General features: G+C 69.1%; 5 protein-coding genes. 3 read left to right on the plus strand and 2 right to left on the minus strand.

The features are described from left to right. The first annotated feature begins 138 nt into the window (after nt 1-138). Both KJ554_04745 and KJ554_04750 read left to right on the plus strand, forming a co-directional pair. Nucleotides 139-1,812, plus strand: a complete 1,674-nt coding sequence (locus tag KJ554_04745; protein MBU0741646.1) for a glutamine--tRNA ligase/YqeY domain fusion protein — start codon at nt 139-141, stop codon at nt 1,810-1,812. Nucleotides 1,813-1,842: 30 nt separating this feature from the next. Beyond that, complete coding sequence (locus KJ554_04750) at nt 1,843-2,532, plus strand: hypothetical protein (protein MBU0741647.1); 690 nt, start codon at nt 1,843-1,845, stop codon at nt 2,530-2,532. Nucleotides 2,533-2,601: 69 nt separating this feature from the next. Here KJ554_04750 and KJ554_04755 read toward each other — a convergent pair whose 3' ends face one another. After that, nucleotides 2,602-3,327 carry a hypothetical protein gene (locus KJ554_04755; protein MBU0741648.1) on the minus strand — a complete coding sequence of 242 codons (726 nt, stop codon included), beginning with the start codon at nt 3,325-3,327 and terminating at the stop codon, nt 2,602-2,604. Between the two features lie 431 nt (nt 3,328-3,758). Between KJ554_04755 and KJ554_04760 the strand changes: the two genes are divergently transcribed. Continuing rightward, nucleotides 3,759-5,858 (plus strand): S9 family peptidase, encoded by a 2,100-nt coding sequence (locus KJ554_04760; GenBank protein MBU0741649.1) that lies wholly within the window; start codon nt 3,759-3,761, stop codon nt 5,856-5,858. 95 nt (nt 5,859-5,953) lie between these two features. Here KJ554_04760 and KJ554_04765 read toward each other — a convergent pair. After that, on the minus strand, nt 5,954-6,566 hold a 613-nt coding region (locus KJ554_04765), incomplete at its 5' end, for a FecR family protein (GenBank protein ID MBU0741650.1).

Genomic DNA, 6,566 nt, shown 5'->3' on the forward strand with positions numbered 1-6,566 from the left:
CGAGAGCGTGGAACTGGCCACGGCGTTCCTCGCGCGCTAGCGCCCGCCGACAACGGCATCGACGCGGCGCCCGTTTCCGGATATGCTCGAACGGCGCCCGTCGACGCCGCACCCGCAACCCGGATGGATCGCGATACGATGTCCGACACCGCCGCCAACTTCATCGAAGAGATCGTCCGCGAGGACAACGCCACCGGCAAGTGGGAGGGCCGCGTCCATACGCGTTTCCCCCCCGAACCCAACGGCTACCTGCACATCGGCCACGCCAAGAGCATCCTGCTGAACTACGGCCTGGCCGAGAAGTTCGGCGGCAAGTTCAACCTGCGCTTCGACGACACCAACCCGGCCCGGGAAGAGCAGGAGTACGTCGACGCCATCATCGAGGACGTGCGCTGGCTCGGCGCCGACTGGCAGGGGAGGCTCTTCTTCGCCTCGGACTACTTCGAGCGCATGTACGCGTGCGCCGAGCAGCTGGTGAAGGCCGGCAAGGCCTACGTCGACGACCAGGACGACGAGCGGATCAAGGCCACGCGCGGCACGGTCAGGCTGCCGGGTTTGGACAGTCCGTACCGCGAACGCACGCCCGAGGAGAACCTGGACCTGCTGCGCCGCATGCGCGCCGGCGAGTTCGCCGACGGCGAGAAGGTCCTGCGCGCCAGGATCGACATGGCCGCGCCCAACATGCTGATGCGCGACCCCCTGATCTACCGCATCCGCCACGCAACGCACCACCGCACCGGCGACGACTGGTGCATCTACCCCATGTACGACTGGGCTCACGGACTCGAGGACAGCATCGAGGGCATCACCCATTCCATCTGCACCCTCGAGTTCGAGGTGCACCGTCCCCTCTACGACTGGTTCCTCGACCAGCTCGGTGCCTATCACCCGCAGCAGATCGAGTTCGCGCGGCTCAACCTCACCCATACCCTGATGAGCAAGCGCAAGCTGCTGCGGCTGGTGGACGAGGGGGTGGTCGACGGTTGGGACGACCCGCGCCTGCCCACGGTCAGCGGCCTGCGGCGGCGCGGTTACACGCCGGCCTCCATCCGCGATTTCTGCGATCGCATCGGCGTGGCCAGGGCCAGCAGCACTGTGGATATCCAGCTGCTCGAGCACTGTCTGCGCGAGGAGCTGAACCTGACCACGCGCCGGGTGATGGCGGTGCTCGATCCCCTGAAGGTCGTCATCACGAATTATCCCGAGGGCAAGGCCGAGGACTTCGACTGCGTAAACAACCCCGAGAACGAGGCGGACGGCACGCGTCCGATCCCCTTCACCCGCGAGCTGTGGATCGAGCGCAGCGATTTCATGGAGGATCCGCCGCGCAAGTTCTTCCGTCTGGCGCCGGGCCGCGAAGTCCGTCTGAAGCACGCCTACTACGTCACCTGCGACGAGGCGGTCAAGGACGCCGACGGCAACGTCGTCGAACTGCGCTGCACCTACGACCCGGCGTCCCGGGGCGGCGCCACGCCCGACGGCCGCAAGGTGCGCGGCACTTTGCACTGGGTCTCCGCCGCCCACGCCCTGGACGCCGAGGTGCGCCTCTACGACCATCTCTTCGGCGATCCGTTTCCGGGCGCGGACGAGAACGCGGACCCCGCCGACTCCCTGAACCCCGAGTCGCTGGTCGTCAGGCGCGGCTGCAAGCTCGAGCCGGGCCTGGCCCCGGCGGAGCCGGGGTACAGGTGCCAGTTCATGCGCCACGGGTATTTCTGCGTGGACAGCCGCGATTCGCGGCCGGGCGTGCCGGTCTTCAACCGCACCGTCTCGCTCAAGGACAGCTGGGCCAAGCAGCAGTCGAGGGCGTAGTCGACCGGACAATAGTCAAAGGAGGGCATCATGACATCGTGGCGAACAACCGACCGCGGATCCCGGTCGATCACGATCGCGGCATTCCTGCTGGCGCTGTCGGCGGCGTCGGCGGCCTGCGCGGCGGAGGAGTTCCTGGCGCCGCTGCTGCAGGTCGGCGAGGACGAGCGTGTCGAGGGGACCGGCGAATGCCCCCAGGAGCCGGATTTCGTCGCCGGCACCGTCTCGACGGCCTACAGCCTGAACGTGGGCGGCAACGCCTGGGGCTGCGATTCCGAATGGGGCGTGTCCGCCGAGTTCGACCTGTCCGCCTTCAACCCCGGACAGACCATCCTCGCCGCGGAATTCGTCGCGCGCAAGACCGGCCACGAGGAGGGCCTGCCCTACGTGGCGGCCTTCGCCTACCAGGCGACGGGCGACGAGGTGCCGCTGCCCCGCGCCGACCTGGACATGTACACGGCGCTCGACATCGTGGCGCCCACCCAGGCCAACGTGGACCTGTTCTTCAGCGTGACCGGCCACGTGCAGGACGCGATCGACGACGGAGCCGCGCGCGTCGGCGTCTTCCTCTGCGGCGTCTACTCGGAGGTCGGCCGCATGGACCGCATCTACGTGGGCGGTTCGCCGCACGTCTACCCGCCGCGGCTCGTCATCACGACGGACGGCCCGGTGGCCGGGGAGTCGTCGACCTGGAGCGGGATCAAGACCATCTACAGATGACGGGGCACGGACAGCGAAAGGACCCGGGGCTTCCCGGGTCCTTTCGCGAGGGTAGCGTGCGGAAGCGGCTCAACGGTAGATGCGCTTCACGCCGCCCCAGTCGGCATCCTCGTCGGCGACGGCCGCCGGGAAGAATTCCAGCTCGGCGATGGCGCCGCTGCTGCTGAACTCCACCTCCAGGCGATCGATGCTGGAGAACGGCGTGAGGTCAACGACCTGCACGGAGTTGTTCCCCAGATCGACGCCCTCGTCGCCGCCGATGTGAGCGCCGTCCTCGTAGAGGTCGAAGTCGACGGTCTCGAAATCGATGTCCACGATGACGATGTAGCTCAGGTCCACCACGAAGTCGAAGTCGAAGACGACGGTGCAGCCGCCCGCCTCGTCGTCGGGATCGTCCACGAGCCCGTTGCTGTTGGCGTCGACGATGTCCTCGGCGCAGATCAACAGGTTGTGGTAGGGCACGGAGTTCTCGCCCGGCGCCCCGGCGCTGCCCCCGGAACCCACGCCGGGACCGCCGAAGTCCACGTTGGGCGTGCCGAGATCCTGGTCCCAGCCGGTGGGATCGTCGGAGTCGAAGATGATCAGCGAGTGGGGACCGCCGCCGTTGTTGGTCACCGACAACGTGAAATCAGCGAAGACGGTGCCCGGGGCCGTGCCGCCGCCGGGTTCCTGACCCGCGACGACGGTGCCGGCCGGGAGGCCGTCGAAGTCCTCCGTGGTGGCCAGCGCCGACGCGGCCGGGATGCATATCGCCAGGATCGCGATCAACTGGACATACATTGTCGATTTTTTCATATCACCCTCCCGAGGTAGATGCGGGCGCGATGGAGGTCGTCTATCCATCGTACAATAATCATTTCGAATATTCAACATGAATATCATTTCAGCAATATATGCCATATGGAAGCAAGCGGACATTTCTCTCGTGCGCGGTATTTGTGCGTGATGATGCTCTCCGATGGATGCTGTGGCCTGAAACGGGCAGGGACCCGGGCCGCCCCGGATCCCCGTCGCGAGTGATGCTCCCGGTCTGTTCGAACGGCGACTCCGCCCCGCTCCGGGTGCATCGTCGAGGGCTCCGGTGTCGGGGATGGTGATGTCGAAGGTGTCACGGCCTTTCATACCTGCCCGGGTTTTTCGGGAAAGACAGCGACGATGTCCAGGCGCTATCCTGTGGGGCGGATCGGTCGTTTTCCGGCAGGACATGCAGATTTCCGGGAGGAACGATGAAAAGCGTGCGCATCTGTCTCTGGACCGCGGCACTGCTCGTGGCGGGGATGTCCCCGGTCCTCGCCGCCGCGGCCGACCCCGCACAGGACGCGTTCACCATCGAGGCGTTCCTCGAGGTGCCCGTGCTCACCTCGCCGTCGGTGTCGCCCGACGGCGCGCGCGTGGCGTACCTGCACCGCGGCCGCGACCTGGCCGAGGACGCCTACGCGTACTTCCTGTGGATCGCAGACGTGGCGACCGGCGCCGCGCGCCAGATCACCTTCGACGGCTCGCGGATCTCCGGCCTGGCCTGGCGGCCGGACGGCGCCCTGAGCTTTCTCGCCACGCGCGGCGAGACGTCCCAGGTCTGGATCAACCCCCTCGACGGTTCGGAACCGCGGCCGGTGACCGACCTGCCCGAAGGCCTGAGCGCGTACTGGTGGGCTCCCGACGGCGCGTCGCTGGCGGTGCTCGCGCCCCCGGCAGACGAACAGGCCGCTGCGGAATCCGACGACGACGAGGAGGCCGCCGAAGAGGAGGCCGCCGACGACGAGGACGACGACCACGCCGACTGGACCGTGTACGACCGTCTGGAGCACCCCGAGGACTTCGACCAGGTGTGGCTCGTCGACGTCCTGCCCGACGGCCCCGCCGACACCGAGCCCCGCCAGCTCACCCGTTCCCCCCTGAATCCCCAGCACCTGGCCTGGGCGCCGGACGGGCGATCGCTGGCGGTGACCTACAACGAACGCTTCTCCGGCCTGGTGGACGAGGAGCAGCGGGTCGGCCTGCTGGACGCCGCGAGCGGCGCGTTGACGCTCGTGAGCGACCCGGACCGCCACGCCTCCCTGGCGGCCCACAGCCCCGACGGCAGCCGCCTTGCCTTTTTCATGGACCGCGCCGACGACCTGCGCGCCTATCTCAACCTCAAGCATCTCTTCGTGCGGGACCTGAGCAGCGGCGAGACGCGGAACCTGACCCCCGAGACGCAGCTTTGCCTGTCGGGGTCCGGTTCGACCCCCGCGGATCCGCCCTTCTGGTCGCCCGACGGCCGGCGGATCTACCTGCGGGTCGCCGACGGGCGCGACATGAACGTCTTCCACGCCGACGTGCGCGGCGGCGCGTTGAAGCAGGTGACCGACCTGCCCGGCAACGTGAGCCAGCTGCACATGGCCGGCGGCGTGATGGCCTTCCGCGAGAGCGAGCTGCACCGGCCCGGCGCCATCTGGGCCGGCAGGCCCGGCAAGGCCCGCCTGGTGGCCAGCACCGATGACGCGGTGGCGGGCTGCGGGCTCGTACCGCCCATGCGCCTGGAGCTGCCCGGTCACGACGGCGTCACCGTCGAGGGCTTCCTCTTCCTGCCGCCCGGCGCCGACGTCGACGGCGGACCCTTCCCCCTGGTCATGGAGATGCACGGCGGTCCCTACTCGCGCTACGGCAACGCGTGGACCACGCGTTATCCCTGGCAGGTCCTGTCGCACCGGGGCTACGCGGTCTTCATCGCCAATCCCCGCGGCGGCACGGCCTACGGCGAGGACTTCCTGCGCGGCGTCTACCGCAACTTCGGCACCAACGACCACCTGGACCTGATGGCCGCCTGCGACGCCCTGGTCGCGCGCGGCATCGCCGACCCCGACCGCCTGGGCTTCACGGGCTACAGCTACGGCGGCCTGTCGACGAACAACGTGATCTCGCGCACCGACCGGTTCAAGGCGGCGGTCTCGATCGCGGGCATCTTCAACTACGTCTCGGCCATGGGGCAGAGCAACCCGCAGCTGTTCGTCGACAGCTATCGCCAGCCCTGGGCCGGCGACCTGGCGCGCCTGTGGGAGCACAGCCCCGCCTCGCGCGCCGCGGACCTGCGGACGCCCACGCTGGTGATGCACGGCGCGGATGACCTGCCCGTGGACCCGCGCCAGTCGATCGAGCTGTTCAGCTACCTGCAGCTCAACGGCGTGCCCAGCCGCCTGGTCCTGTATCCGGAGGAGGGGCACGGCATCGACCGCCCGAGCCACATGCTCGACTACCAGACGCGCGAACTGGCGTGGTTCGATCATTATCTGCTCGGCGACGGGGAGGCGGAAGGGGCGCAGCCGCCGGTGCCGGTGGAGGAGTAGGGCTCAGGGCGATCCGGACCCGGGCATCGAAACGCCCCGCCGGCGATATGCCGGCGGGGCTTCGTATGGCGCTCGATGCGTGCGGCCGGTTGTCGTCAGGGTCCGAACACGTTCCCGCACGCCCCGTCGAACGCCTGCAGATGCGCCTGATGCGGCGGCGCGATCGCATCGTGCAACGGCTCGCTGCCGTCGCGGAACAGCACGCGCCGCCGGCCGGCCTCGATGTTGCCGAGCACCTCGCCGCTCGCCGTCTCCATGACGACGGCGCCCTCTACCACGCAGACGCAGGTCACGGCGTCGTCGCGGTAGACCGAGACCAGGGTCCCCGTGACGATCGCGCGCCCCTCGGCGGTGACGATGGCCAGGCGGGCGCCGGGGAAACCGGGGCCGGTGCGCAGGCCGAGCTCGCCCTTCTCCAGGCGGCACTCCAGCGCCTTGCCGTACCAGCGGCCGGGGGCGGGCGGCAGCACGGCCGTGGTGCCCGGCTCCAGACGCCAGACCATCACCCCGGGGTAATGCAGGTCAAGCTCGGCGTCGTCCGACAGGGTGACGCGCGCGCCGGGGTGCAGCAGGCGGGCCAGGGCTTCCGGACGGTTCGCCGGCACGGTTTGGCCGTCCACGGTCACGGTGCCCGGGCCGCCGCCGCCCAGGGGCACGGGGCCGGGACGCCGGTTGGTGACGACCATCAGCAGGGCCAGCGCCGCCGCC

The sequence above is a fragment of the bacterium genome, assembly GCA_018814885.1.
In the GTDB taxonomy this organism is placed as follows: Bacteria; Krumholzibacteriota; Krumholzibacteriia; order LZORAL124-64-63; family LZORAL124-64-63; genus JAHIYU01.